Source organism: Streptomyces sp. NPDC026246 (assembly GCF_055567995.1).
Window position 1 is genome coordinate 415967 of the sequence record NZ_JBVHPJ010000005.1, and the last position, 22171, is coordinate 438137.

Annotated in this window: 19 protein-coding genes; 9 read left to right on the plus strand and 10 right to left on the minus strand. The window is 73.8% G+C overall.

The features are described from left to right. Positions 1-272 precede the first annotated feature (272 nt). On the minus strand, positions 273-1625 hold the full coding sequence (locus ACZ4M5_RS16340; RefSeq protein WP_467737206.1) for a diacylglycerol/lipid kinase family protein: 1353 nt from the start codon (positions 1623-1625) through the stop codon (positions 273-275). 312 nt (positions 1626-1937) lie between these two features. Here ACZ4M5_RS16340 and ACZ4M5_RS16345 point away from each other — a divergent pair, with 312 nt between their 5' ends. From ACZ4M5_RS16345 to ACZ4M5_RS16360, 4 genes are all read left to right on the plus strand, one after another. Beyond that, positions 1938-2444 carry an SRPBCC family protein gene (locus tag ACZ4M5_RS16345; RefSeq protein WP_467737208.1) on the plus strand — a complete coding sequence of 169 codons (507 nt, stop codon included), beginning with the start codon at positions 1938-1940 and terminating at the stop codon, positions 2442-2444. Further along, positions 2444-3502, plus strand: a complete 1059-nt coding sequence (locus ACZ4M5_RS16350; protein WP_467737210.1) for an LLM class flavin-dependent oxidoreductase — start codon at positions 2444-2446, stop codon at positions 3500-3502. Before ACZ4M5_RS16345 ends, ACZ4M5_RS16350 begins: the two co-directional genes overlap by 1 nt. 262 nt (positions 3503-3764) lie before the next feature. Beyond that, complete coding sequence (locus ACZ4M5_RS16355; RefSeq protein WP_467737212.1) at positions 3765-4163, plus strand: hypothetical protein; 399 nt, start codon at positions 3765-3767, stop codon at positions 4161-4163. A gap of 115 nt (positions 4164-4278) precedes the next feature. Beyond that, positions 4279-5364: a GNAT family N-acetyltransferase gene (locus ACZ4M5_RS16360; RefSeq protein WP_467737213.1), complete on the plus strand. Its 1086-nt coding sequence runs from the start codon at positions 4279-4281 to the stop codon at positions 5362-5364. 41 nt (positions 5365-5405) lie between these two features. Here the strand turns inward: ACZ4M5_RS16360 and ACZ4M5_RS16365 are convergent, their stop codons facing one another. Further along, on the minus strand, positions 5406-5990 hold the full coding sequence (locus tag ACZ4M5_RS16365; RefSeq protein WP_467737215.1) for an AMIN-like domain-containing (lipo)protein: 585 nt from the start codon (positions 5988-5990) through the stop codon (positions 5406-5408). A gap of 147 nt (positions 5991-6137) precedes the next feature. Here ACZ4M5_RS16365 and ACZ4M5_RS16370 point away from each other — a divergent pair, with 147 nt between their 5' ends. Beyond that, entirely contained in the window at positions 6138-8684 is a 2547-nt protein-coding gene (locus ACZ4M5_RS16370) for a SpoIIE family protein phosphatase (RefSeq protein WP_467737217.1), read from the plus strand. Here the strand turns inward: ACZ4M5_RS16370 and ACZ4M5_RS16375 are convergent, their stop codons facing one another. Both ACZ4M5_RS16375 and ACZ4M5_RS16380 read right to left on the minus strand, forming a co-directional pair. After that, positions 8685-10817, minus strand: coding sequence for a SpoIIE family protein phosphatase (locus ACZ4M5_RS16375; protein WP_467737219.1), 2133 nt, complete (start codon positions 10815-10817; stop codon positions 8685-8687). It abuts the gene before it with no gap. Positions 10818-10928: 111 nt separating this feature from the next. Continuing rightward, positions 10929-11111: a hypothetical protein gene (locus ACZ4M5_RS16380; protein ID WP_467737221.1), complete on the minus strand. Its 183-nt coding sequence runs from the start codon at positions 11109-11111 to the stop codon at positions 10929-10931. Positions 11112-11384: 273 nt separating this feature from the next. On the opposite strand from ACZ4M5_RS16380, the gene ACZ4M5_RS16385 reads away from it, so the two are divergent. Next, positions 11385-12206 (plus strand): chitosanase, encoded by an 822-nt coding sequence (locus ACZ4M5_RS16385; protein WP_467737223.1) that lies wholly within the window; start codon positions 11385-11387, stop codon positions 12204-12206. A gap of 281 nt (positions 12207-12487) precedes the next feature. Continuing rightward, positions 12488-14731, plus strand: a complete 2244-nt coding sequence (locus tag ACZ4M5_RS16390) for an MMPL family transporter (protein WP_467737225.1) — start codon at positions 12488-12490, stop codon at positions 14729-14731. A 3-nt stretch (positions 14732-14734) separates the two neighbouring features. Here ACZ4M5_RS16390 and ACZ4M5_RS16395 read toward each other — a convergent pair whose 3' ends face one another. The 3 genes from ACZ4M5_RS16395 to ACZ4M5_RS16405 form a co-directional block, all read right to left on the minus strand. Further along, positions 14735-15499, minus strand: a complete 765-nt coding sequence (locus ACZ4M5_RS16395) for a sulfite exporter TauE/SafE family protein (RefSeq protein WP_467737227.1) — start codon at positions 15497-15499, stop codon at positions 14735-14737. Positions 15500-15677: 178 nt separating this feature from the next. After that, entirely contained in the window at positions 15678-17720 is a 2043-nt protein-coding gene (locus ACZ4M5_RS16400; protein ID WP_467737229.1) for a DUF1996 domain-containing protein, read from the minus strand. Positions 17721-18005: 285 nt separating this feature from the next. Next, on the minus strand, positions 18006-18638 hold the full coding sequence (locus ACZ4M5_RS16405; protein ID WP_467737231.1) for a GNAT family N-acetyltransferase: 633 nt from the start codon (positions 18636-18638) through the stop codon (positions 18006-18008). Between the two features lie 135 nt (positions 18639-18773). Between ACZ4M5_RS16405 and ACZ4M5_RS16410 the strand changes: the two genes are divergently transcribed. Continuing rightward, positions 18774-20024, plus strand: coding sequence for a YihY/virulence factor BrkB family protein (locus ACZ4M5_RS16410; protein ID WP_467737233.1), 1251 nt, complete (start codon positions 18774-18776; stop codon positions 20022-20024). A 6-nt stretch (positions 20025-20030) separates the two neighbouring features. On the opposite strand, the gene ACZ4M5_RS16415 is transcribed toward ACZ4M5_RS16410, so the two are convergent. From ACZ4M5_RS16415 to ACZ4M5_RS16425, 3 genes are all read right to left on the minus strand, one after another. After that, the gene (locus ACZ4M5_RS16415; RefSeq protein ID WP_467737234.1) at positions 20031-20483 is read right to left on the minus strand and encodes a flavodoxin family protein; all 453 of its coding nucleotides are present in this window, start codon (positions 20481-20483) and stop codon (positions 20031-20033) included. 96 nt (positions 20484-20579) lie between these two features. Further along, positions 20580-21011, minus strand: coding sequence for a DUF3618 domain-containing protein (locus ACZ4M5_RS16420; protein WP_467737236.1), 432 nt, complete (start codon positions 21009-21011; stop codon positions 20580-20582). After that, a complete protein-coding gene (locus tag ACZ4M5_RS16425; protein ID WP_467737238.1) occupies positions 21008-21451 on the minus strand; it encodes a phage holin family protein in 444 nt (147 codons plus the stop codon). Before ACZ4M5_RS16425 ends, ACZ4M5_RS16420 begins: the two co-directional genes overlap by 4 nt. A 155-nt stretch (positions 21452-21606) precedes the next feature. Between ACZ4M5_RS16425 and ACZ4M5_RS16430 the strand changes: the two genes are divergently transcribed. After that, positions 21607-22056: an SRPBCC family protein gene (locus tag ACZ4M5_RS16430; RefSeq protein WP_467737240.1), complete on the plus strand. Its 450-nt coding sequence runs from the start codon at positions 21607-21609 to the stop codon at positions 22054-22056. Positions 22057-22171: the final 115 nt, after the last annotated feature.

The following is a 22171-nucleotide window of genomic DNA, read 5'->3' on the forward strand; positions in this document are numbered from 1 at the left end:
GCGGCGCCCTCGCGAGTGACCGGCGGGGCGTCCGTCGCCACGGGCGCGGGGGGTGGGGGCCAGTCCCGGCGGGCGCGGGGGCCACGCCCGACGGCCGCGGCGTCAGTCGCCACCGACACGGCGGGCACGGCATCAGGCGCCACCGGCACGGCATCTGGCACCACCGGCGCAGCGTCAGTCGCCACCGACACGGCGGGCGCGGCAGCAGGCGCCACCGGCGCGGGGGTCAGTCGCCACCGGCGCGGTGTCGGTCGCCGCCGTTACGGCGTCAGTCAGTCCCGGCGGGCCCGGCTGGGGGCCGCCGTGCGGCCCACGGCGGCGGCCAGTTTGCGCAGCCGTCGCCAGTCCAGGCGCGGCGGCGCCTCGGGCACCCCGGGCCGGTCGCGGGGCACGCGTACACGCAGGGCACGCCGGGCGATGCGGCAATGGACGGGCGAGGGCAGGGTGAGCGCCTCGCCGTCGAGGCCGACCTCCAGGTGCGGTTCGTCGGCCTCCACCACGACGTGCTGGGCGGTCAGCACCGTCAGCCCCTCCGGCCGCGGGGAGAGCAGCAGTTCGGCGGCCTCCACGGCGCTGTCCACGCGGACGGCGAGCACGCCGAGCCGACCGGAGTCGAGTCGTTCGCGGCGGCCGAAGCCGAAGGGATCGTCCATGCGGTAGGCGTTGTTGCTCACCAGGACGGCCTGCGGGTCGGCGATGGTCGTGCCGTCGGCCCGGGCGGTCAGGCGGGGGCCGCTCTGCCGGGTGAGCAGATCGGGCAGCCGCTCCAGGGCGGCGCCCACCTTGCCCTCGCGGTAGCCGGGGCTCTGCACGACGGCCCCGTACACGCCGAAGGACGCGTTGTTGACGAAGGGCCGGTCGTCGGCGAAGCCGAGGTCGACGCGGAGTTCCACGCCGTCGGTGAGGGCGTCCAGGCAGGTGGCGGGGTCGTCGCGGTCCAGGCCGAGGTCCATGGCGAAGTGGTTGCGGGTGCCGGCCGCGATGACGAGGAAGGGCAGGCCGTGCTCCACCGCCACGGCGGCGACCAGGGCCTGGGTGCCGTCACCACCCGCGACCCCCAGCAGGTCGGCTCCGTCGGCCACGGCGGCGCGGGCCAGGGCGGTGACGTCCTGCTGCTGGTCCGGGTCGAGCAGGACGACCCGGGCGCCCAGCGCCTCCGCCTTCTCCCTGAGCTGGAACCGCTCCACCTTGCCGCCGCCGGAACGCGGGTTGAGCAGCAGGAAGGGCCGCTTGGGCGGAGGTGTCCGGTACTCCTTGACGCGCACCGCCCGCAGACCGGTGCTGCGCAGCGCGTACCGCCCGCTCCACACCGCGCCGGACCACAGCAGCAGGGACACGAACACCACCCAGAGCAGGTTCGCCGCGGCGAAGAGGGTGAGCAGGGCGACCGGGGCGACGACGGCCAGCGCGCCGGCCGCCACGCGGAGCACACCGCGCCGGGACAGCACCCACCAGAGCGCGGCGGCGGTCAGGCCCAGCCCGGCCACGCCGGCCGCGAGCAGCAGCAGTCCGCCCAGCCCGCCCGCGACGAGGGGCAGCAGCACCGCGAGGGCGGCCGCGGCCAGGGCCGCCCTCGCGGCCCATCGCTGCCGGCGGTGCTGCCGCTCGCTCGTCGCCGTTCCCATCTCGTCCTCCGCTCGAAGGCCGGGCGCGGGCGGACCGGTGGATCGCGCCCGGCCGCGACCTCGGTGCCCGCCGACGCGCCGGCTCGGCCGCCGTCGTCGCTCACGACTCCCCCGCCGCTGGGCCGGTCGGCCGTGAAGATCCTCGGGAGCGGAGCCACCCGTAGCGTACGCGGCCCGCACGACATCGATCCGCGCGGCGGGACACGTCGGCCGGCATCGGAGCCCGCTGCCCGGACCCGCCCTCTCGACCCGTCAGTCTCATTACGCAACTCTGCAGCTCACAGATATCGATGGCGAGGAGGCCGCCGCGCGATGGAGTGGACGGGTGCGCGATACGCGGATCAGCCGACGGTGGAGGTGGCGACCTGGATCGACGCCCCGCCGGGCCGGGTGTGGGAGGTGGTGTCGGACGTGACGCTGATGCCGGAGATGAGCGCGGAGCTGCTGTCGGCGCGCTGGGCCGACGGGGCCACCGGCCCTGCCGTGGGGGCCCGGTTCGTCGGCCGCAGCAGGCACGAGCGGTTCGGCGAGTGGGAGACCACCTCCACCGTCGTCGCGTGCGATGCCGGGCGGGAGTTCGCCTGGGCGGTCGGGGAGCCCGCCGAACCCAGCGCACTGTGGCGGTTCTGCCTGCGGCCCGGCAACGGCGGCACGGATCTGTCCCAGTGGATGCGGATGGGGCCCGGCCGCTCCGGGCTCTCCTTCGCCATCGACGCGATGCCCGACAAAGAGCAGAAGATCGTCTTCGTGCGGCTGCGGGAGTTCGAGCGGGGCATGACCGCCACGCTGGAGCACATCAAGCGACGGGCGGAGGCGTGATGCGCACGGCGACGACCGTGGAGGCGTCCGGGTTCGGCTCCTGGTCACGGCAGGCCGACTTCGTCGTCGAGGCCGAGAAGCTCGGCCTCGACATCTGCTGGGTGGCCGAGGCCTGGGGTTCGGACGCCCCCTCCGCACTGGGCTACTACGCCGCGCACACCCGGCGGATGCTGCTCGGCTCGGGCGTGATGCAGGTCGGCACGCGCACACCGGTCGCGTTGGCGCAGACCGCCGTCACCCTCTCCAACCTCTCCGGCGGGCGCTTCCTGCTGGGGCTCGGGCCGTCCGGGCCGCAGGTCATGGAGGGGCTGCACGGGGTGCCGTTCGCCCGGCCCGTGGCCCGGGTGCGCGAGACGGTGGAGATCGTCCGGCAGGTGGTCGCGGGCGGCAAAGTCGCGCACAGCGGCTCGGAGTTCACGATCCCGCTGCCCGGTGGGGAGGCGGTGCCGATGCGGCTGTCCCTGCGGGCCGAGCACCCCGTGCCCGTGTACCTGGCCGCGCTCTCGCCCGCCATGCTGCGGCTGACCGGGCAGGTCGCGGACGGCTGGCTCGGCACCAGTTTCGTGCCCGAGGGAGCCGCGGAGGCCTACTTCACGCCGCTGGAGGAGGGGTTGTCCGCCGCGGGGCGGGACCGGGCCGGGTTCGACGTGTGCCAGGGCGCCGAGGTGGCGTTCGCCCCGGACGAGGAGGCCCTGGCCGCCATGGTCGCCGGCCGGAAGAGGGAACTCGCCTTCAGCCTCGGCGGCATGGGCTCGGCGTCCACCAACTTCTACAACCGCGCCTACAGTCGCCAGGGCTGGGCCGAGGTCGCCGCGGAGGTCCGTGCGCGCTGGCAGGCGGGCGACCGGGACGGGGCCTCGGCGCTCGTGACGGACGAGATGGTGCTGGCCACCACGCTCATCGGCACCGAGGAGATGGTCCGGCGCCGGCTGCGCGTGTGGCGCGACGCCGGTGTGGACACGGTCCGCCTCTATCCCGCCGGCGAGACGCTCGACGCCCGGCTCGCCACGCTCGGCAGGGCGATCGAACTGGTCCGGGAGGTCGACGGCACGGGCTGACCCGGGCCCCCTGCCTCGTGGCAGGTGCCGGACCGGCTCGTCGTCCGCCGCTGTGGTCCGCCGCCGTCGTCCGCCGCCGTGGTCCGCTCGCGGTGGCGGCAGGCGGAGAAGGGCGAACAGCCGGCCGGGGCTTGACGGGGCGGGCCGGGCTCGGACCTACTGGAAGCCGCGGCCGGCCGTGTCCGGGGGGCCGGTCCGGCGCAGGTGCTCAAGGACGGGCCCGCTGGTCTTCCTCCCCCGGCGCGCAGGGCAGGGGGGCGACGTGCGGGGACGACGGGCGGCGGTGCTGTGCCTGATGGCGTGCCTGCTCCTGCTGCCTCTGCTCGCACCCGGGCCGGCGGACGACGGGTCCGCGGCCGTCACGGTCTCCGCACCCGTCACGGCCTCCGCGGTCGCGGAAACGGCGGTGACCGGTCCGGTTTCCGACTCCGGGGCCGAGGCGGCGGGGGAGTCGTGCCCGTGCGACGGGGACCCCTCGCTGCGGCGCCTCCTCGCGCGCACGCCGCGTACCGCGGGCGCGGCCGGCGCGCAGGCTCCGGCGGCCGCGGCCGCCGGAGCGGTCCGGGACGGCGCGGATGTCCGCGCCACGGGACCGGCACGGGCTCCGGGGACGGCCGCGACGCCTCCTCGCGCCGTCGAACTGCGGGCGTTCCGCTGCTGAGAGCGGCGGTACCGACAGGCGCCTGCGCCGTGCGGCCCGAGTACTGCCCCGGTACCCGATCGCGGTGATGTGCAGGCCTTCGTGTGTCCCCACGCCGATGACACAGGAGGCAGTGATGCCCGGAAAGCGCGTTGTCGTTCTGCGGCCGGACGAACTCGGCCCGGACGACGTGAAGATGTGGCGGGAGATCCGTACCGAGTCGGGTGCCCCGGCCAACCCCTTCCTCGACCCGGTGTTCACGCTGGCGGTGGGACGGGTCAGGCCCGGGGCCAGAGTGGCGGTCCTGCTGGAGGACGGCTCGCCGGTGGGCTACTTCCCGTACGAGAGGGGGCCGTTGGGCCGGGGACGGGCCATCGGGCTGGGGGTGTCGGACAGTCAGGGCGCGGTGGTGCGGCCCGGTGTCCGGCCGGACGCCCGTCGGCTGCTGCGGGTGTGCGGGCTGTCCTCGTGGGAGTTCGACAACCTCGAAGCCGGTCAGGGCTGGTTCGAGCCGTACGCGGCCGAGGAGCTCGCCTCGCCCGTCGTCGACCTCGGCGAGGGCTACGAGCGGTACGCAGAGGGGCTCCGGGCGAGGTCTCCGGGGTTCCTCAAACAGACCCTGGCCAAGGAGCGCAGGCTGGACCGGCGGGTCGGCGAGGTGCGGTTCGTCCACGACTCCCGGGATCCGCGGGCGCTGCGGGCGCTGATGGCGTGGAAGTCGGCGCAGTACCGGCGCACGGGCCGGCGGGACCGCTTCGCGCAGGAGTGGATCACCCGGCTGGTGGGCCTGCTCGGCGAGAGCGAGGACCGGGAGTGCCGGGGCGTGCTGTCCGTGCTGTACGCGGGGGGCCGGCCCGTGGCCGCGCACTTCGGTCTGCGCTCGCGCACGGTGCTGTCGTGGTGGTTCCCGGCCTACGACCGCGCCTACGCGCGGTACTCCCCCGGTCTGGTGCTGCAGCTGCGCATGGTGCGGGCCGCGGCGGCCGACGGTGTGGAGACGGTCGACCTGGGCAGCGGCCCGGCCCGCTACAAGGAGTCGCTCAAGACCCGCGATCTGCGGGTGTACGAGGGAGCGGTGGTGCGTCCGGTGCCGGGCGGGGCCGTGCACTGGCTGGGCCGGGAACCGGCCCGGGCGGCCCGCCGCTTCGTGCGCAACCGGCCGCGGCTGGCCGGCGCGGCCGCCCGGACCCTGGAGGAACTGGGCCGGCTGCGCGACCGCTGAGCGCGGGCGCCCGGACGTGGCCGGTCCGGGCGCCCCCGTCCTCAGCGCGTGGCGGTCCAGCTGTGGGCGACGTCCACGACGATGCGGCCGTCCAGCTGCAGCACCCGGAACGGCAGCCGGGCGCGGACGCCGAGGCCGATCTGGGTCTCCCCCTCGAAGCTGCCCGCGTACCGCGTGTCACGGAAGGTGCGGTAGCCGGTGAGGTCCACGCCCGGCAGCGGACGCGCCACCCGCCCGGGGTAGGTGGCGGCGCCCGTCTCGGGGTCGTAGGCCGGGGCGCCGACGCGCACCTCCAGGACCGCACCGCCGGCCACGGGGATGTGGCGGCCGGATCCGTCCTGGTAGAGGGCGTCGACGTACTGGACCGTGTAGCCGACGCCGCTGCCCGCGCCGGGCACGTCGACGACCATCCGGTCGTAGCAGTCGTGCCGGCCGGTGCGGATGTCCCTGACCGGTGCCACCTCGGTGGTGGCCGCGGACTTGGCGAGGCTGCCCCAGCCGGTCGGGCAGGACGCGGTCGTGGCGGTGCGGGCCGCCACCGGTGCGGCAGCGGCGGGAACCGCCGCCACACCCACCGTGGCCCCCACGATCGCGAGAGTCGCACATGCTGTTCTGATACGTACCATTGCCGCCCCCCGGGCTTGCGTGCTGGTGATACCGATGAGACGGCCCACCCGGCCGAAAGGTTGTACTTGCCGCGCCGGAGCGCCGAGGATGGCACATCCTGGGGGAAGCGATGGATGTCCCGGGCGTCCGTACCGGGAGGACGCGACATGGATGAGGCAGCCGCTCCGGACGGGCCGTGGTCACCCCCTGGCCGAAGCCCCGACGAGGCCGGCGGCCGGGCCGGGCCCGCCGGCACGAACCCGTTCGAGGACGCCTTGACGAGCCCGCTGACCGAGGCGGTACGGGACCTCGGGGGCTACGGCGGGCTGGTCTACCTGCGCTCGTGCGACCGGCGCTCGCTGGTACTGGCGATGGTCGCCGGTGTGCCGCGCTCGCTGCTCAGGAGCTGGTGGCGGGTGCCGGTGGGCGGCGCGCTGCCGATGGCGGAGGCCTACCGGCGCGACGAGGTCCTGTGGCTGCCCGACGAGCGGGCCACCATGGTGCGCTTCCCGCACTTCACCGCGGGCCTGCCCTACTCCTTCGGATCCGCCTACCAGCCCGTCCACGCGGGGGGCGAGACGGTGGGCGTGCTGGTCGTGCTGCGGTCGGCGGCCCGCGCGCCCCTGGACCCGGAGTCGGTGGCCGCGGCACTGGAACCCGCCCGCCGGGCCGTGGAGGACAACCTCGGCCGCCCGGTGAGCACCCGCGGCGCACCGGCAGCGCCCGGCGTCGAGTACGACGGCGAGCCGCTCGGAGTGCGACTGCCCACCTCCTCCCTCCACCCCGTCCGTGTCGGGCTGCTGGACTGGCACCTGGACAGCGGCCGGTGCACGGCGGACGAGGAGGCGCTGGCCCTGCTCGGCATCCCCAGGTCGGGCTTCGGCGAGACCATCGCGGAGGTCGAGGCCCGGATCAGCCCGGACGACGTGCGCGAACTGCGGGCCTGCCGGACGGACGCGCTGACGACGGGACGGGTCAGGAACCGGCGTTTCCGGGTGCGGGAGTCTTCCCCCGGCCGGGAGACGGCCGGCTACCGGCCCGTCGAGCTGTGGGGCCATGTCGTCGAGGGGGGTTCGGCCGGGATGCTGGTGGGGGCCCTGGTGGACGCCGTGGGCGGGCTGACGGCCGCCGAGGCCGCCGAACGGCTGCCCGACGGGCTGTTCTCCCTGGACCAGGAGGGCCGGCTCACCTACGCCAACCGCCGCTGCGAGGAACTGCTCGGCTGCGGCCGGGAGGAACTGCTGGGCCGCCACCCCTGGGGCGTCATCACCTGGCTGCGGGACCCCGCCTACGAGGACCGCTACCGCGCGGCGATGTTCTCCCAGGAGCAGGTGTCCTTCCTGGTGCGGCCCCCCGACGGCACCTGGCTGAGTTTCGTGCTGTACCCCGACGTGCACGGCCTGACCGGCCGGATCCACCCCACGGACGCTCCGGTCGGGGCCGGCCCGTCCGGAGCGCCGGCCGGGGCGGACCGCGCGGCCGGCTCGGCGCCGCCCCCGGAGCCCGCCGTCGGAGCCCGCGCCGGAGCGCTCTACCACGTGGTGCAGATGGCCAGCGTCCTCACCGAGGCGGTCACCGTGCGGGACGTGTGCCGGGCGGTGGCCGAGCAGCTGCTGCCCGCCTTCGGGGCACGCGAACTGGCCCTGTACACGATGCACGAGGGCCGCATGTACCTGCTGTGGGAGTCCGGTTATCCGGAAGGCTTCCTCACCCCCTTCGAGGGCGTCACCCTCGACACGCAACTCCCCGGCGTCCACGCCCTGACCACCCGGCTCCCGCTGTTCTTCGAGTCACCGCAGGACCTGTCGCTGGCCTACCCGGGCATCGTCCTGGACCGGATGCACGCCTGGTCGTTCCTGCCGCTGATCGCCTCCGGGCACCCCGTCGGCTCCTGCATCCTCGGCTGGGACACCCCGCACCGCTTCACCCCCGACGAACGGTCCGCCCTCACCGCCCTCAGCGGACTCACCGCCCAGGCGATGGAGCGGGCGCGGCTGTACGACGCCGAGTCCGCCGTCGCCCGCGGCCTCCAGGAGGGGTTGCTGCCGCACCGGCTGCCCACGGTGGAGGGGCTGCGCACCGCCGGCCGCTACCTGCCCGGCACCCAGGGCATGGCCATCGGCGGCGACTGGTACGACGTGATCACCACCGAACGGGGGGTGGCGCTGGTCATCGGGGACGTCGAGGGGCACAGCGTCGGCGCCGCCGCGGTGATGGGCCAGCTGCGCAGCGCCGTGCACGCCTTCGCGGCCAGCGGACGCCCCCCGCAGGAGGTCATCACCCACACCAACCGGCTGCTGGCCGAGCTGGAGGCGGACGCCTTCGCCACCTGCTGCTACGTCGAACTGGACCCGCGCACCGGACGCGCCCTGGCCGTACGGGCCGGGCACCCGCCGCCGCTGCTGCGCCACGGTGACGGCCGGAGCGAGACGCTGCACCTCGCGGGGGGCGTCATGCTCGGCGTGGAGCCCGCCGCGGTGTACCCGGTCACCGAGCTGACCCTCGCCCCGGGCAGTGTGCTGGCCCTGTACACCGACGGGCTCGTGGAGCGGCCCGGGAGCGACATCGAGACGGGCATCGACACCGTCCGCCGCTGCCTGTCCGACACCCCGGCGGACTCGGTCGAGCACCTGGCCGACCGGCTGATGAGCACGTCCCGGCGCGCCCGGGAGCGGCCCGACGACGTGGCGCTGCTCCTGACGGCCTACCGCTGATCAGCGCCGGCCCTCGCCGGTGTGCGTGGCGCGCAGCAGGAGCACGGTGACGTCGTCGGTGTACGGCCCGGTGCCCGCCGTGCGGTGGACGAGCCGGTCGGCCGTGCCCTCGAGGTTCCGGGTGTCCCCGGCGTGCAGACGCCCGGCCAGGTCGGCGGTGGCCCGGGTGGTGTCGGTTCCGGGGAGTTCGACGAGGCCGTCGGTGTACAGCACGAGGGTGGTGCCGGGATGCAGCGGCGCCCTGGTGACCGGGTAGCGGACGCCGGTGTCGATGCCCAGCAGCGGCCCGGGCTCGACGTCGAGGACGGCGGCGGGGCCGTCGGCGGGGCGCAGCAGCGGGGGTACGTGCCCCGCGCTGGCGAAGGCCACCTGGTGGCGGGCCAGGTCGAGATGGGCGTAGAGGCAGGAGACGAGCAGTTCCGAGTCCAGGTCGGCCAGGAGGCGGTTGGTGCGGGCGAGGACCTCGTCGGGGGCGGCGCCGGCCGTGGCGTGGGCGTGGATGGCGATACGGACCTGGCCCATCAGGGCGGCGGCGGCCACGCTGTGGCCCTCCACGTCGCCGATGACGGCGGCGGCGGTCGTCTCGTTCAGGCGCAGCACGTCGAAGAAGTCGCCGCCGACCTCGATGCCGTGCCCGGCGGGCAGGTAGCGGGCGGCCACGTCCAGGTGGGCGAGCCGGGGCAGGGCCCGGGGCAGCAGGGCGCGCTGGAGTTCGCCGACGAGACGGTGTTTGGCGTCGTAGAGGCGGGCCCGGTCGAGCGCCTGGGCGATGAGGCCGGAGAGGGAGGTGAGGACGGCGCGTTCCTCGGCGGTGAAGTGGTGCGGCTGCTCGTAGGACAGGATGCAGCAGCCCACCGGGCGGCCGGAGATGACCAGCGGGAGGAACGCCCAGGCCTGTTTGCCGCTGATCTGCGGTGCTCCGGGATAACTGGCGGCCATCTCGGACGGGTGCGCGAAGAAGGCGGGTGTGCCGCTGGCGAGGACCTGCCCGGCGGGGGTGAGGTCGGTGTCCAGGGCCAGGGCGTCGAGCCGCTCCACGGCCTCGGCCGGGTAGCCGTGGTAGCCGGTGATCTTCAGCCGTCCCGCGTCGGCGGCGGACAGGACCAGGCCCTGGGCTCCGAAGGCGGGCAGGATCTGGTGGGTGATCAGCGCGACCACGTCGCGCACGGTGACGGCCTCGGTGAGCGCGGCGGCCAGGTGCACCAGCTGGTGCAGGCGTCCCGCGGAGGCCTGCGTCGAGGGCCGGGCCGCGGGGGGCTGCGCGGCGCCGGCCGGCTCGCCGCCCGGGACGACCCGCACGCTGATGCCGCTGTTGTCGGGGTAGAGCTGGAAGGTCAGCGGCTGGTCGGGCGGGCGCAGCGCGGTGAACGTGACGGGCATGCGGCTGACCATCGCCGTGCGGTAGTGGTCCTCGTGGAGCGGTTCGTCCAGCCAGGGAAGCGAGTGCCAGGGCCGCGTGCCCAGCAGCCGGTCGACGGGGCGGCCGAGCAGGCGGGCGGCGGAGCCGGTGGCGAAGGTGATGCGGCCCTCCAGGTCGAGGGAGAGGCCGCCCTCGGGGAGGCGTTCGAGGTAGTCGGCCGCGGCCAGGCCGGTCTGCACGGGATGGTGGGCGGCGTCCACCGGCACGACACGCGGCCGGTCGGGCAGGCCGGGCGGCTCGGTGGCGTCGTCCAGCAGGCGGGCCGTGCGGCGGGCGCTGGAGACGATGTGGCCGTGTTCGCGGGGGGTGACCCGGCGCGGCCGTCCGGCGGGCCACATGAGCACGATGCCGCCCCAGCGTCGCCGCACGCCGGACAGCGGTGCCGCGGCCAGGGCGAACGGGTAGGGCAGTGCGGCGGCGGCCCGGGGGTAGCGGCGGGCCATGTCGGCCTGGCTCTCGATCCACACGAGCCGGTCGTCGTGGATCGCGTCGGCGACCGGGACGGGCGCGGACAGCGGCAGCCGCTGCCAGGGGGCGCTGAACTCCAGCGGGAGGCCGCACAACGCCACCAGGCGCAGCACGGGTTCGCCGTCCTCGACCAGGTAGAGACCGCCGATCGACGCACCCGTGCCGCGCACGGTGTCGGCCAGGGCCGCCCCGAGGGCGTCGTCCAGCGACCCGGCGCCTGTGGGCGGCTCGTTGCTCCCGGGCATGGTGTCCTCCCGCTCCTACCCGGACGCTACGCCTCACGGGCCTCATGAGCACGTCCGAGGCAGAAGCGGCACGGGCGGCACGGGCGGAAGCGGGCCGCCCGCCGGGTCACTTCACAGGCAGTAGCGCACGAGCCATTCGTCCTGGTTGTACGCGGTGCGATCGGGGTCCGGCGCGGTCGCCGCCCGCTCCTCGACCAGGTCCTCCCTGCGCACCGGGTCCGGCAGAGCCCCGAACCGGGCCTTGCGCGCGGCGGCCTCCGCCTCGCTCCCCTGCTGCGACGTCGCCTCGTCCACGGCGATTCCCCTCTCCCGCGATGCTCCCGCGATCGGCCCTCTCCGGGCACAGAGTTGACGTGCGGGAGGGGCGGATGGTTCCGCGGGGCGAGGAGCCATGGGGAGGGCGGGCCGCGGTGTGCGTCGGGCGCCGACTCCCGGGCCGCGCGCGGTTGTTCGACCGTACGAATTTTCGTCCCGGGCGTTCCGCCGACGACCCTCGCAATGATAGGAAACCTTCCTATCAGTCTGCACGGCCCGCTCTCCCCACCCCCCACTCTGCTTGGAGGCCCCGTGACACACGCCTCGACCCCGGCGACGCGCCGGACCGTGCTGGCCCTGTTCGGGGCGGCCCTCGCGGCCGCCCCGTTCCTGAGGCCGGACCACGCCTCGGCGTCCGTGAGCGCCATCGGACTCGACGACCCGGCGAAGAAGGAGATCGCCATGCGGCTCGTGTCGAGCGCGGAGAACTCCTCGCTCGACTGGCGGGCGCAGTACCGCTACATCGAGGACATCGGGGACGGCCGCGGCTACACCGCCGGCATCATCGGCTTCTGCTCCGGCACCGGCGACATGCTCGACCTCGTCGAGCTCTACACCGCCCGCACGCCCGTCAACGTCCTCGCCCGCTACCTGCCCGCGCTGCGCGCGGTCGACGGCTCCGACTCGCACGACGGACTCGACCCGGGCTTCCCCGGCGACTGGCGCCGCGCGGCCGGGGACACCGCCTTCCAGCGGGCGCAGGACGACGAACGCGACCGGGTGTACTTCGGCCCCGCGGTCCGCCAGGGCAAGACCGACGGACTGCGGGTGCTCGGCCAGTTCGCCTACTACGACGCCATCGTCATGCACGGCGACGGGGGCGACCCCACGAGCTTCCGCAACATCCGCAAGCGGGCCCTGCGGACGGCGAAGCCGCCGGCGCAGGGCGGTGACGAGGTGACCTACCTCCACGCGTTCCTGGACGCACGCGTGTGGGCCATGAAGCAGGAGGAGGCGCACAGCGACACGAGCCGCGTCGACACGGCCCAGCGGGTCTTCCTGAACCGGCGCAACCTCGATCTGAACACGCCGCTGGACTGGAAGGTGTACGGCGACAGCTATCACATCGGCTGACGCGCCCGGCCCGGGAGGCGGTCCACCGAGCAGGCGCGGAGGTGGACTTCTTCCCGGGCGGGCACCACCCGTGCACCGGTGGCCGGTGCCTGCGCCACGGCCGTCTGACCGGTGCCGTCCTCGGGGGCCGTGGGCTCGCGGGGCGCGCCTGCACGGGCGCGGGCCTTTCGGGGGAACGGGCACCCGGGGTCCAGCGGCGTCCGCGTGCCGGAAAGGCCGGAGTGTTCCCGCCCCCATCTAATGGACGCACCGACCTCCCGGCGACACAGGAGACGACGTCCATGCCGCACAGCCGTACCGGTGGAGGGGACCAGAAGGCCGCGCGGGGCGGTGTGCTGCGACGGCTGGGCGAGTGGTGCGCACGCCACTTCGTGATCGTCATCATCGCCTGGCTGGTGGCACTGGTGGCGCTCCAGGTCGCCAGCCGTGCAGTGGGGGGACAGTACTCCGACGACTTCAGCCTGCCCCAGGCGCAGGCCCAGAAGGGTCTGGACGTGCTGAAGGCGCACGATCCCCAGGCCGGGGGCTACAGCAGCCAGATCGTGCTGCGCGACGACCGGCAGCCGCTGACCGCGCTGAGCTCCCCGATGTCGACGACGATCGCCGATCTGGAGAAGCTCCCGCACGTGCTGTCCGCGCAGAACCCGCTGTCCGCACCGGCCACGCCGAGCGGTCAGCAGAACGTGGGGCCGCTGTCGGACGACAAGAAGACGGCCTACGTCACCGTCCGCTTCGACGTGCAGCCCTCCACACTCGGCGACGACTACCTGAACGGTGTCGACACCGCCGTGCAGCCGTTGCGGTCGGCCGGCGCGGAGGTCGAGTACGGCGGACCGCTCGGCGAGCTCGCCCGGCCCTCCGCCGACGACCGGGTGAGCGAGCTGATCGGTTTCGGCGTCGCGGTCATCGTGCTGCTGGTCGGGTTCGGCAGTGTCATCGCCGCCGTCGTCCCGCTGCTGAGCGCGCTGATCAGCGTCGTCGGCGGGCTCGCCATCCTGGGGCTGCTGGCGGCCGCCTTCACCTTCGCGACGGTCTCACCGACTCTGGCCACGATGATCGGCCTCGGTGTCGGCATCGACTACGCCCTGTTCATGCTCACCCGGCACCGGCAGAACCTCATCGACGGCATGGACCCGGTGCGGGCGGCCGGCCAGGCCGCGAGCACCAGCGGCCACGCCGTCCTCGTCTCCGGCTGCACGGTGATCATCGCGCTGGCGGGCCTGTCGGCGTCCGGGGTCTCCTTCATCTCCCTGCTCGGTGTCGCCGCCGCCGTCACCGTCGTCTCGGCCGTCGTCGGCGCGCTCACCCTGGTGCCGGCCCTGCTCGGCCTCATCGGCCGGCACATCGACCGCTGGCACGTGCGGCCGCCCGTCGCCGAGACCGAGGCCGGGGCCGGTGACACGCCACAGGGCACCTGGCACCGGTACGCGCAGCGGGTGGAGCGCAGGCCGCTGTCGTTCCTGTCGGCGGGTGTCGCCGTGGTCGTGATCCTCGCGATCCCGGTGCTCTCCCTCCAGCTCGGGCACATCGGTGACGGCGCCGACCCGACCTCCTTCACGGACCGACGCGCCTACGACCTGATGTCCGACGCCTTCGGGCCCGGCTCGAACGGCCCGCTCACGGTCGTCGTCGACCAGACGAACGTGCCCCAGTCACAACGCTCCGGCCTGGCCTCGAAGGCCCAGCAGTCGCTCGACCAGGTCCAGGGCGCGGCCGTCGTCACCCCGCTGACGCCCACCCAGGACGGCGACCTCCTGATCGGCACGGTCTACTCGACCGTCTCCCCGCAGAACGCCAGGACCACCGACCTGACCAACCGTCTCGTCGACGACACCCTGCCGGACGTCGTCCAGGGCACGGACGCCAAGGGGTACGTCACCGGTACGACGGCGACCCAGGTCGACTTCCGTGACATCGTCGCCTCCCAACTGCCCGTGATCATCGCGGTCGTGGTGGGTCTGGCGTTCCTGATCATCCTGGCCGTGTTCCGTGGACTGCTCGTCGCCGTCAAGGCGGCCGTCCTGAACGTGCTGTCGATCGCCGCGTCGTACGGGGTGGTCGTCGCGGTCTTCCAGTGGGGCTGGGGAGGTTCCGCGCTCGGGGTCCACGGCAAGGTGCCCATCGAGAGCTATGTGCCGATGATGATGTTCGCCATCGTCTTCGGTCTCAGCATGGACTACGAGATCTTCCTGCTGTCGCGCGTCCACGAGGCCTGGCTGCGCACCGGGGACGCCAAGGGCTCGGTGGCGCACGCCCTGGAGATCACGGCCAGGGTCATCACCTGCGCCGCGCTGATCATGGCGAGCGTGTTCGCCGCGTTCCTCCTCAGCGACAACATCGTGGTCAAGATGCTCGGGCTGGGCCTCGCCGTCAGCGTCCTCATCGACGCGACCGTCGTGCGCCTGCTGATGGTCCCGGCCGTCATGACCCTGCTGGGCCGCCACGCCTGGTGGATCCCGCGTTGGCTGGACCGGGTCCTGCCGCACATCGACGCCGAGGGAGGCGGGGCGCGTACGGCGCGGTGAGAGTCAGTGCAGCAACAGATGGGCCAGGGCCAGCGTGCCGACCGACACGATCAGCGTGCGCAGGACCGCCGGGCTGAAGTGGCGGCCCGCCCTGGCCCCGATGAGGCCCCCGAGGGCCGAGCCGACGGCGATGAGGCAGACGGCCGTCCAGTCGAAGTCCGCGAAGAAGAGGAAGAGCAGGGCGGCGACGGTGCTGACGACGGCCGCCAGGACGTTCTTCACCGCGTTGAGGCGCTGGAGGGTGTCGTCGAGCAGGATGCCCATCAGCGCGACGTAGACGATGCCCTGCGCGGCGGAGAAGTAGCCGCCGTAGACACTGGCGAGGGTCAGACCGCAGAACAGCAGCGGTCCGCCGTCCCGGCGGGCCGGGCCTCCCGCCCGGCGACGGCGGCGGACCCGTTCGGCGATCCAGGGCTGGCAGGCGACCAGGACCAGGGCGAGCCCCACCAGGACCGGGACGATCCGCTCGAACGCCGATGCCGGGAGGGTCAGCAGCAGCACCGCTCCGGTGAGCCCGCCCAGCGCGGCGCCGACGGCGAGCAGCAGGGCTCGGCGGCCCTGGCCGCGCAGTTCCTCGCGGTAGCCGATCACCGCGCTGAGCGAACCGGGGACCAGGCCCAGGCCGTTGGAGACCGTGGCGGTGACCGGCGGCAGTCCCACCGCGAGCAGGACCGGGAAGGTGATCAGCGTGCCCGACCCGACGACGGCGTTGACGGCGCCGGCGCCCGTCCCGGCGGCGAACACGGCCACCATCTCCCAGGGGCTCACGCCGCAGCTCCGCCGCACGGGCCGATCCAGGTGAGGTTCATGGGGCCACGCTAGACGGCGGGTGGTTCGGCGGCCGTCGAAGGGTGCCCGCCTCGTCCGCCCCCCGGCACGAGGAACGGCGGTGGGATCCGTCCTGGGGAAGGACCCACCGCCGTCTCCGTCCGATGAGGGACAGTCCCTAGGCCCGCCGCCCCCGTCGCAGGACGACGAAGCCCGCGATGACCAGGACGGCGCCGGCCGCGGCCGGCCACAGCTGGGCGCCGGTGTCGGCCAGGCCGCCTCCGCCGGCCGCCTGCGGCTCGGTCTGCGACGCAGCCGCCGGGGTCGGCGGGGCACTCGTGGCCGTGCCGACGGCCTGGCCGTCGCCGAGGCCCTCGGTGTCCTCGTCCTTGCCCGCGCCGCCGTCCTGCTCGCCGGCGTCGGTCGCCTTCACCTCGGGCTCGGCCTTGCCGGGGGCCGTCGTGGCGTCATCGGGCTCCTGTCCGGGAGCCGGCTCGTCCGCCGGGGGCTCCGACGCGTCGCCGTCGCCACCGTCGTCACCGCCCTTGCCGCCGTCTTCACCGCCCTTGCCGCCGTCGGCGTCGCCCTTGCCGCCCTTGCCGTCGTCGCCCTGGTCACCGCCGGGCTCGTCGGCCGGCTTGCCGCCGTCGTCGCCGCCCTGCGGAGCGTCCGGGGTCCCGGTCGGCTGGTCCTGCGGGGCCTCGGGCGTCTTGGTCGGCTCCTGCGGCGCCTGAGGTTCCTTCGTCGGCTCCTTCGTCGGCTCCTCGCTCGGTGCCGGTTCCTGTCCGCCGCCCGCGCCGGCGCCGCACGTGCGGCCCTCGTTGATGCAGTCGACCATCTCCCCCATCAGCTTCTCGTCGAAGATGTTGATGAAGTCGCCGTGGTCGGTGACCGGCTTGTGCAGCTGCTCCGGGAAGGAGTCCACCGCGAACAGCGGGGTCGTGCGGCCGCCGTCCTGCAGGCTGGGCGCGTCGACGTCGTAGACGATGCGCTGGACGAGCTGCGGGATCGCGCGGAAGCCGGACGGGCAGGCGCCCGCGGCGTCCGCGAACGCCACGTGGGTGCGGTGGTTGGCGCTGTCGATGTTGCGGCCGTCCCAGCAGCTCTGGAACTTGAACGTGCGCACCACGTCACTGCCCTGCGGGCACAGCGGGTACTTGTCCTTCAGCTGCCGGTCCTCGAAGCCCGTGCAGCTCCAGGACGCGTTGGCGTTCGCGGGGCCGTTGACGAACGACTTGGCGTCGCCCGTGATGATGCGCAGCAGGCGCGGCATGGCCGTCACCTTCTCGCGCGGGTTGCCCACGAAGTTCAGCGTGACCTGCTTCGGCGTCACGATCTCGCCGGCGTTGCCCTCGATGCCGCCGCCCGGCTTCTGCGCGTCCTGTTCCTGGGTGCCGTTCTGCAGGCGCAGCACGGGCCAGTAGTAGGAGGACTTGTCGCCCTGGTCGTCGCAGGTGGTCCCGGCGGCGGCGAGGTCCTGGTCGCTGGCGAAGGCGTTGTTGGCCTGGTTGCCCACGTAGTCGTGGAAGTGGTGGGCGCCGTTCGTGACGCCCGGCGCGGCGATGATGTTGTCCGAGTTGAACAGGCCGTTCTCGTTCACGCCGCAGCTGGTCGCGAAGGAGCCGCGGGAGGCGTTGCCCTCCGGGCGCGGGTCGTTCACGTTCGGCTGGACCTTCTTGATGTCGGCGAAGTCGGCCGCGACGGGGCCGTTGCCGGCCTGACCGCCGTTGGCGCCCTGCCCGTCGCCCTGCTCCTGGCCGCCCTGGTTCTGCTCCTGGCCGTCTTGCCGGTCGCCGCCGTCCTGGCCCTCGCCCTGTGCCGGGGCCTGGTTGCCGGACTCGCGTACGGTGCAGGCGGCCAGGTCCGCGAGGCCTTCGGGGCGGTCCCCGACGCGGTCGATGGCGACGGCGATGCGCTCGAGCGTCGCGCCCCGCTTCTCCTTGAGCGGGTTCATGATCGCGTTGTCGGCGAACCCGGCGTCCTGCTGCAACTGCCGGGCCGATTCGCTCAACTGCTGGTAGGCCTTGGCGATCTGCTGGTCCAGCGCCGCCAGTTCCTTGTCGACCTCCTCCCGGGCCTGCTCGGGGACCGAGGTCAGCTTGGTGCCGACGTCCGGGCAGTCGATCGTGGCGCCCCCGTTGATCCCCGCGGCGGACCGCGTCCGGGCGGGGTCATCGCCCGTGAAGCCGTCCGTGGCGGAGGCGTAGACGTTCGCGGCCATCAGACCGCCTCCGCCCAGGATCAGTGCGAATGCGGCGAAGGTCGCGCGTCGTGGGCCGGTAGGGCGTCTTCGCGTGTTGCGTCCCAAGGGTGCTCTCCTGCGCTTGTGGCTGCCGGACATGAATATCCCCTCGCCCCATACGTACGGGGGCGCGCGTGTGTTCAGCCGCCTCGGGGATTTTCGCCGAACTCTCAGGAAGCACCGGGCACTCGGGCCCCGCCCGGCACCTCGCCGGGCGAGGGATGCGCAGGTGGGGCGGGCCGGGCCGGGCGCGGTTCCTCTTCGTCAGAACCGGTCGGGTTCCCGGGTGCCGCGGCCGAGGAAGGTGGCCGCACCGGGGTCGGCCACGTCCAGTTCATGGAAGCCCATCCGGTCGTAGAAGGGCCGGGCCCGGACGTTGGCGGTCGCCATGGCCAGGTGGACGGCGGGCACCCCCCTGTCGCGCAGGGCCGAGAGGAGGGTGCGCATCAGGCGGCGGCCATGACCGCGGCCCTGCCACTCGGGCAGCAGGTCGATGTGCAGGTGGGCGGGGTATTCCGCGAGTTCGGGCAGGACCATCCGTTCGGGATCGTGCAGCAGCCCCGCGATCACCTCGTCCGGGGTGCGGGGCGGCTGCGGTGGTTCCGGGTGGCGGTCCGCGACCAGGGGCAGCCACTCGGTGCGGAACCTCTCGGCGAAGCGCGGGGTGTCGGCGGCGCCGAGGATGTATCCCACCGCCTGCCCCCGGCCGTCGTCCAGGACGAAGGCGAGCTCCGGCTCCAGATGGACGTAGGGGGCCGCGAACGCGGCCGGGAAGACGGCGGGGTCCGTGTAGTGCGGGCGGCTGTCCTGGCCGTTGTGGGCGGTGCGCACGCAGATGTCGTCGAGGGCCGCCCGGTCCTCGGAGCGGTACGGGCGGATGGCGGGGGGCGGGGTCATGGCGGCATCGTGCCCGCTGTGGGAGCGCTCCCTCAACCCCGGATCGGCGAGGGGCACGGCTCGCCGGGCCGACCCGTCCGGGTCTCGCGGCGCCCGACCCGGCTTAAGGAGACGGGCCGGGGTTACCCGCATCACATGGTGAAGCTGCATATACCGGGCCGGAAAGAACGCCAGGACAGCCAGGACCCGCCGTCCGAGGACCCGCGCCCGGGGTCCGTGGCGGAGGGGAACCGGCCGTCCACCCAGGAGGCGCAGCCGCGTCCGGAGGCCGGGCCCGGGCACCGGGACGCCCTCTCCGCCACCCGGGAGGACGCACGTCCGGCCTTCGGGGCCGAGCGCGGGGACGCCGCCGCGAAGGAGCCCGGCGCCGAGCGCCGGGACGACTCCGCCGAGCCGCGGGACGAGCCCGGACCCGGGCCCGAGGTGGAGCGCGCCGCGCCCGACACGCTCAGTGAGCTGCCCCGCAAGTCGTGGGTGGCGGTGCTGAAGGGCAGCCTGCGCGAGTTCAAGGACGACGAGCTGACCGACCGCGCGGCGGCGCTGACGTACTACGGCGTGCTGGCCTTGTTCCCGGCGCTGCTGGTGCTGGTGTCGGCGCTGGGGCTCACCGGGAAGTCGACCACCGACAAGGTGATGGACAACGTCCAGCAGCTCGCCCCGGGCTCGGTGCGCGACATCATCACCCGGGCCGTCGAGCAGTTGCAGGGCAACGCCGGCGTCGGCTCCGTGATGGCGATCGTCGGTCTGGTCCTGGCCGTGTGGTCGGCGTCCGGCTACGTGGCCGCGTTCATCCGTTCGGCCAACGCCGTCTACGACATGCCCGAGGGCCGCCCGGTGTGGAAGCTGCTGCCGGTGCGGGTGGGCGTGACGGTGGTGCTGATGGTGATGGCCGTGATCAGCGCGCTGATCGTGGTGTTCACGGGCGGGGTGGCGCGGCAGGCCGGCACGGCACTGGGCATCGGTGACACCGCCCTGACGGTGTGGTCGATCGCGAAGTGGCCCGTGCTCGTGCTGCTGGTCACGGCGATGATCGCGCTCCTGTACTGGGCGACGCCGAACGCCAAGGTCAAGGGGTTCCGCTGGATCACGCCGGGCAGCCTCATCGCCCTGTTCATCTGGCTGGTCGCGTCCGCCGGGTTCGCCGTCTACGTGGCCAACTTCGCCTCGTACAACAAGACCTACGGCACGATGGCCGGTGTCATCGTCTTCCTGGTGTGGCTGTGGATCACGAACCTCGCGATCCTCCTGGGGCTGGAGTTCGACGCGGAGACGATGCGGCAGCGGGCCATCGCGGGCGGGCATCCGCCGGAGGCCGAGCCGTACACGCAGCCGCGCGACACCCGGGCCTGGGACGAGCAGGACCGGCGGCGGGTGGATGAGACCTGAGCGGGATCAGCCCGTGAGCCCGGCAGCCACCGTCGCGCCCAGTTCCCAGCACCTCTCCACATCCGCCCTGTCCGGTTCGCCGGTCACCGTCACGGCCTCGGCGGCACGGCGCCAGCCGAGGCCGGTGGTGATCGACTCGACGCCGCGGACGGCTCCGGTGACGTCGTTGCCGCCGTGCACCCAGTAGCCGAACGGCCGGCCGCGGGTCGCGTCCAGGCACGGGTAGTACACCTGGTCGAAGAAGTGCTTGAGAGCGCCGGACATGTACCCCAGGTTCGCGGGGGTGCCCAGCAGGCAGCCGTCCGCGGCGAGGACGTCCGAGGCGGTGGCGGACAGCGCGGGCACGCGCACCACCCGGACGTTCTCGATCTCGGGGGCCGTCGCCCCGGAGACGACGGCCTCGAACAGCGCCTGGCAGTTGGGGGACGGCGTGTGATGGACGATCAGCAGTGTGGCCACGGCAGACGACCCTGCCGCGCGGGACCCCGCCACCGCAAGCGGTGACGGGGTCCCGTGTCGTGTGCACCCGGGCGGGAAGGCCCGCAGTGCCGCCGGTCAGCCGTGGCTGCGGCGGCGGAGCAGCAGGCAGGCGACGAGCACGGCACCGGCGCCGGCCAGCAGGGCGGCCTTGCGGTCACGCAGCTGCTGCGGAGCCTTGTCCTGCCAGACCTGCTCGGCCTGCGCGGCCTTCTCCCGGGCGCCCTGGGCGGCCGCGGCGCCCTTCTGCTTCACCGGTTCGGGCAGCTTCTCCTCCACCGTGTGGGCGACCTGCTGGGCCTTGGCCATCGCCTGCCCGCGCCATTCCTGCGCCTTGGTCCCGGCCTGCTCCTTGACCTCCACGGCCTTCTCGCGGGCACGGGTCTTCACGTCGGTCCGGTCCGCCAGTGCCTGGACGGTGTCACCCAGTTCGTGCCGGGTGCGCTCCACCTGCTCGCGCAGCTCCTCCGGGCTCTTGGCGGTGGGCTCGTCGTGCGGAGGCTGGGTCATCGCTGTGCACTCTCCTTGATCTCGGCCACATCGGCCTTGACGCTGTCGATGGTCTGCTGCGGGGTGGCCGGGGTGGCCTTCTGCACCTGCTTGCGCCCGGCCAGGGCCGTCAGGCCTGTGGCGACGGCCAGGACGGCGGTGACGATGAGCGCGGCCGCCCACACCGGCAGCGGTACCGCCAGGGCGGCGATCACCGTGGCGACCAGGGCCTGCAAGGTGACGAAACCGAGCACGCCGGCTCCGCCGAACAGGCCGCCGCCCTTGCCGAAGCGCTTGCCCTTCTCGGTCATCTCCGCCTGGGCCAGGCGCATCTCTCCGCGCACCAGTTCCGTCAGCTGTTGCGTGGCGCGCTGCACCAGCTCGCCGACGGGCTCGTCGGCGGCCGTGGGGGCGTGTCCCGCGCGGGGAGCGGCAGCGGCCCTGTGGTCCGTGTCCGCCATGGCTTTCACCTCCCGGTCTGTGGTTTGGTCCCCGGGTACCCCGACTGAGGCGGAACGGACACCTCGACGACAAAAGTCGCCATGTGCATGAGTGACCGGCGCGATTTCCGGTACCCGGCGGTGGCATGCCCGAACGAGAAGGGAAGGTTTTCGCCTTGTCGCAGGTAGAGGAATCCATCGAGGTCCGCGTTCCGGTCCGCACCGCGTACAACCAGTGGACCCAGTTCGAGTCGTTCCCCCAGTTCATGGACGGGGTCGAGCGCATCGAGCAGCGCAGCGACACGCTCACGCGCTGGGTGACGAAGGTCGGCGGGCAGGAGCGGGTGTTCGACGCGGAGATCACGGAGCAGGTCCCCGACGAGCGCGTCGCCTGGACCACCGTCGACGGTGAGGCCAGGCAGGCCGGTGTGGTGACCTTCCACCGGATCCAGGACGACACGACGAAGGTCATGCTGCAGATGGACTTCGACCCCAACGGCCTGGCCGAGACGGTCGGGGACAAGCTCGGCTTCGTGCAGCGGCAGGTCTCCGGGGACCTGCGCCGCTTCAAGGAGTTCATGGAGTCCCGCGGGACGGAGACCGGCGCCTGGCGCGGCGAGGTCTGAACCGAGGACGCCCGGCACGCCGAAGCGGCCGCCGCCCCCGTCGACGGGGGCGGCGGCCGCGTCGGCGTGCCGCCACCGGCCCCCGGGGCGCCGCGCCCCAGCCCATCAACAACCC

Bases quoted from the DNA above. Each gene is read 5' to 3' on its own strand.
- ACZ4M5_RS16375 (WP_467737219.1), bottom strand. From the start codon at position 10,817: ATGCCCGGGAGCAACGAGCCGCCCACAGGCGCCGGGTCGCTGGACGAC.
- ACZ4M5_RS16360 (WP_467737213.1), top strand. From the start codon at position 4,279: ATGCCCGGAAAGCGCGTTGTCGTTCTGCGGCCGGACGAACTCGGCCCG.
- ACZ4M5_RS16405 (WP_467737231.1), bottom strand. From the start codon at position 18,638: ATGACCCCGCCCCCCGCCATCCGCCCGTACCGCTCCGAGGACCGGGCG.
- ACZ4M5_RS16370 (WP_467737217.1), top strand. From the start codon at position 6,138: ATGGATGAGGCAGCCGCTCCGGACGGGCCGTGGTCACCCCCTGGCCGA.
- ACZ4M5_RS16345 (WP_467737208.1), top strand. From the start codon at position 1,938: ATGGAGTGGACGGGTGCGCGATACGCGGATCAGCCGACGGTGGAGGTG.
- ACZ4M5_RS16420 (WP_467737236.1), bottom strand. From the start codon at position 21,011: ATGACCCAGCCTCCGCACGACGAGCCCACCGCCAAGAGCCCGGAGGAG.
- ACZ4M5_RS16350 (WP_467737210.1), top strand. From the start codon at position 2,444: ATGCGCACGGCGACGACCGTGGAGGCGTCCGGGTTCGGCTCCTGGTCA.
- ACZ4M5_RS16400 (WP_467737229.1), bottom strand. From the start codon at position 17,720: ATGGCCGCGAACGTCTACGCCTCCGCCACGGACGGCTTCACGGGCGAT.
- ACZ4M5_RS16410 (WP_467737233.1), top strand. From the start codon at position 18,774: ATGGTGAAGCTGCATATACCGGGCCGGAAAGAACGCCAGGACAGCCAG.
- ACZ4M5_RS16425 (WP_467737238.1), bottom strand. From the start codon at position 21,451: ATGGCGGACACGGACCACAGGGCCGCTGCCGCTCCCCGCGCGGGACAC.
- ACZ4M5_RS16340 (WP_467737206.1), bottom strand. From the start codon at position 1,625: ATGGGAACGGCGACGAGCGAGCGGCAGCACCGCCGGCAGCGATGGGCC.
- ACZ4M5_RS16365 (WP_467737215.1), bottom strand. From the start codon at position 5,990: ATGGTACGTATCAGAACAGCATGTGCGACTCTCGCGATCGTGGGGGCC.
- ACZ4M5_RS16390 (WP_467737225.1), top strand. From the start codon at position 12,488: ATGCCGCACAGCCGTACCGGTGGAGGGGACCAGAAGGCCGCGCGGGGC.